The organism is Shewanella sp. 8A, assembly GCF_023475945.1.
Lineage (GTDB): Bacteria > Pseudomonadota > Gammaproteobacteria > Enterobacterales > Shewanellaceae > Shewanella > Shewanella xiamenensis.
Genome location: NZ_JAMDJP010000065.1, coordinates 1 through 3,077 on the forward strand (window position 1 = coordinate 1; position 3,077 = coordinate 3,077).

1 rRNA gene is annotated in these 3,077 nt (G+C 50.8%); it reads right to left on the bottom strand.

What is annotated here, in order from left to right:
• Window positions 1-34: 34 nt before the first annotated feature.
• Window positions 35-2,927, bottom strand: a 23S ribosomal RNA gene (locus M0413_RS22465).
• Between the last annotated feature and the right edge of the window lie 150 nt (window positions 2,928-3,077).

The window sequence follows — 3,077 nt, forward strand, 5'->3', positions numbered from 1 at the left end:
CTAAGTGCTACTTAGCAAAACCCATCTGGGTTGTATGGTTAAGCCTCTCGAGTCATTAGTATCAGTTAGCTCAACGCCTCACAACGCTTACACACCTGACCTATCAACGTCCTAGTCTCGAACGGCTCTTTAGTGGACTTAAAGTCCAAGGGATGACTCATCTTGGGGCTCGCTTCCCGCTTAGATGCTTTCAGCGGTTATCGATTCCGAACATAGCTACCGGGCAATGCCATTGGCATGACAACCCGAACACCAGCGGTTCGTTCACTCCGGTCCTCTCGTACTAGGAGCAACTCCCCTCAATCATCCAACGCCCACGGCAGATAGGGACCGAACTGTCTCACGACGTTCTGAACCCAGCTCGCGTACCACTTTAAATGGCGAACAGCCATACCCTTGGGACCGACTTCAGCCCCAGGATGTGATGAGCCGACATCGAGGTGCCAAACACCGCCGTCGATATGAACTCTTGGGCGGTATCAGCCTGTTATCCCCGGAGTACCTTTTATCCGTTGAGCGATGGCCCTTCCATTCAGAACCACCGGATCACTATGACCTACTTTCGTACCTGCTCGACGTGTCTGTCTCGCAGTTAAGCTGGCTTATGCCATTGCACTAACCGTACGATGTCCGACCGTACTTAGCCAACCTTCGTGCTCCTCCGTTACTCTTTGGGAGGAGACCGCCCCAGTCAAACTACCCACCAGGCACTGTCCTTACCCCAGATAATGGGGCCAAGTTAGAACATCAACACTACAAGGGTGGTATTTCAAGGACGACTCCATCAGAACTAGCGTTCCAACTTCATAGTCTCCCACCTATCCTACACATGTAGGGTCAATGTTCAGTGCCAAGCTATAGTAAAGGTTCACGGGGTCTTTCCGTCTAGCCGCGGGTATACGGCATCTTCACCGCAATTTCAACTTCACTGAGTCTCGGCTGGAGACAGCGTGGCCATCATTACGCCATTCGTGCAGGTCGGAACTTACCCGACAAGGAATTTCGCTACCTTAGGACCGTTATAGTTACGGCCGCCGTTTACCGGGGCTTCGATCATGAGCTTCTCTTGCGATAACCCAATCAATTAACCTTCCGGCACCGGGCAGGCGTCACACCGTATACTTCCTCTTGCGAGTTTGCACAGTGCTGTGTTTTTGATAAACAGTTGCAGCCACCTGGTATCTGCGACTCCCGTCAGCTTAGAGAGCAAGTCTCATCACCAACAAGAGCGTACCTTCTCCCGAAGTTACGGTACCATTTTGCCTAGTTCCTTCAGCCGAGTTCTCTCAAGCGCCTTGGTATTCTCTACCCGACCACCTGTGTCGGTTTGGGGTACGATTCCCGCTAACCTGAAGCTTAGAAGATTTTCCTGGAAGCATGGCATCAACTACTTCATCCCCTTGGGGACTCGTCATCAGCTCTCAGTGTATAGTGACCCGGATTTGCCTAAGTCACCCACCTACCACCTTAAACGCGGACTACCAACGCCGCGCTAGCCTAGCCTTCTCCGTCTCTCCATCGCAGTTAGCGGAAGTACAGAAATATTAATCTGTTTCCCATCGATTACGCCTTTCGGCCTCACCTTAGGGGTCGACTCACCCTGCCCCGATTAACGTTGGACAGGAACCCTTGGTCTTTCGGCGAGGGGGTTTTTCACCCCCTTTATCGTTACTCATGTCAGCATTCGCACTTCTGATACCTCCAGTGTGGGTTACCCCTTCACCTTCAACGGCTTACAGAACGCTCCTCTACCGCGCAACTCTAATGAATTGCACCCGTAGCTTCGGTGGTATGTTTAGCCCCGTTACATCTTCCGCGCAGGCCGACTCGACTAGTGAGCTATTACGCTTTCTTTAAATGATGGCTGCTTCTAAGCCAACATCCTAGCTGTCTAAGCCTTCCCACATCGTTTCCCACTTAACATACACTTTGGGACCTTAGCTGACGGTCTGGGTTGTTTCCCTTTTGACGACGGACGTTAGCACCCGCCGTCTGTCTCCCGAGTAGTACTCATTGGTATTCGGAGTTTGCAAAGGGTTGGTAAGTCGGGATGACCCCCTAGCCTTAACAGTGCTCTACCCCCAATGGTATTCGCTCGAGGCGCTACCTAAATAGCTTTCGAGGAGAACCAGATATCTCCCGGTTTGATTGGCCTTTCACCCCCAGCCACAAGTCATCCGCTAATTTTTCAACATTAGTCGGTTCGGTCCTCCAGTTGATGTTACTCAACCTTCAACCTGCCCATGGCTAGATCACCGGGTTTCGGGTCTACGCCTTGCAACTAAACGCGCAGTTAACACTCGGTTTCCCTACGGCTCCGCTATTCGCTTAACCTCGCTACAAAACGTAAGTCGCTGACCCATTATACAAAAGGTACGCAGTCACGGTCTCAAGAACCGCTCCCACTGCTTGTACGTATACGGTTTCAGGTTCTATTTCACTCCCCTCACAGGGGTTCTTTTCGCCTTTCCCTCACGGTACTGGTTCACTATCGGTCAGTCAGGAGTATTTAGCCTTGGAGGATGGTCCCCCCATATTCAAACAGGATATCACGTGTCCCGCCTTACTCGTTTTCATCAAAGGTTAGTTTTCGTGTACGGGGCTATCACCCTGTGCCGCTGGACTTTCCAGACCATTCCACTAACACCCCTCTGACTTAAGGGCTAATCCCCGTTCGCTCGCCGCTACTAGGGGAATCTCGGTTGATTTCTTTTCCTAAGGGTACTTAGATGTTTCAGTTCCCCTCGTTTGCCTCATTAAGCTATGTATTCACTTAATGATGACCGCTTATGCGGCCGGGTTCCCCCATTCGGACATCGTTAGCTCAAATGCTTGTTACTAGCTCGCCAACGCTTTTCGCAAGTTACTACGTCCTTCATCGCCTCTGACTGCCAAGGCATCCACCGTATACGCTTAGTCGCTTAACCATACAACCCAAATAGGTTTCACTTGCGTGAGCCACTTGAGTCGTTGCGACCAGCTGGTTTTACTTGTCTCATCTTCGACCAAGAAGATGGACTCGCCTTAGACTTGAATATTCAAGACACTTAACAAGTGTTTTAAGAACTCAATTTTTT